The sequence below is a fragment of the Pseudomonas sp. EGD-AK9 genome, assembly GCF_000465935.2.
Lineage (GTDB): Bacteria > Pseudomonadota > Gammaproteobacteria > Pseudomonadales > Pseudomonadaceae > Aquipseudomonas.
Genome location: NZ_AVOF01000616.1, coordinates 1 through 1104 on the forward strand (window position 1 = coordinate 1; position 1104 = coordinate 1104).

Genomic DNA, 1104 nt, shown 5'->3' on the forward strand with positions numbered 1-1104 from the left:
CTGCTGTAGTACCGGGCGCTTGCGTCCACCCGATTGACTCCAAGTGTGTTACGGCACCCTCGGCCCGTCCCCGCGACGGGCTTTTTTTCGCCAAGAAAAAATGCCAGGCCCGACCGATCCGCGGTGGTCGATCAGCGCTTGAGGCTTGTGGCAGGGGCGAAACCCGCGCCGATCTTGCGCCGCTCCGGCAACCGTGCGCTAAACGCACAGTATCGGCCGCGCTAGCCGGGTAATTGTTCCATTCGCCCTTGGCCCTCGCTCAAGGCAATCATAGAATCCGGAACCAGGTTCCATTAAACCCATTTTGCCCCAGGAGACACCCGCCATGGCCCACGCCGAACTCGACTGCGACCTGCTGATCGTCGGCTCCGGCGCCGCCGGCCTGGCCGCGGCGGTGACCGCCGCCTGGCATGGGCAAAAGGTCATCCTGGTGGAGAAGGATGCGGTGTTCGGCGGCGCCACGGCCTGGTCCGGCGGCTGGATATGGGTGCCGCGCAATCCGCTGGCGCGCCGCGCCGGCATAGTCGAGGACATCGAGCAGCCGCGCCGCTACCTGCGCCACTGCCTCGGCGAGCATTTCAATGCCGAGCTGGTGGACGCCTTTCTCCAAGCCTGTCCGCAGATGGTCGGCTTCTTCGAGCAGCACAGCCGCCTGCAGTTCGCCGACGGCAACGCCATCCCCGACATGCGCGGCGAGGCGCCGGGCGCCGCCACCGGCGGCCATCAGGTGATCGCCGCGCCCTATGACGCCCGCGAGGTCGGTGCCCTGCTGCCGCGCCTGCGCAAGACCATGCCCGAGACCTCCTTCCTCGGCATGCCGATCATGGCCGGCGCCGATCTGGCCGCCTTTCTCAGCATGACCCGCTCGGCCAGGGCCGCGCTGCACGTGAGCAAACGCTTCAGCGCCCACCTCTGGCACCTGGCCCGGCATGGCCGCGCCATGCACCTGGTCAACGGCGTGGCGCTGGTGGCACGACTGGCCAAGTCCGCCGAGGACCTCGGCGTGCAGTTGCTCGAGTCGGCGCCGGCCACCGGCCTGCTGCGCGACAACGGCCGGGTCTGTGGCGCCGTGGTGCAACGCGACGGGGCCGAACAGCGCATACG

General features: G+C 68.6%; 1 protein-coding gene. It reads left to right on the forward strand.

What is annotated here, in order from left to right; translation table 11 throughout:
* Nucleotides 1-325: 325 nt before the first annotated feature.
* Nucleotides 326-1104, forward strand: a 779-nt coding sequence (locus N878_RS21655) for an FAD-dependent oxidoreductase (protein ID WP_021445623.1), incomplete at its 3' end; no start/stop codon positions are given.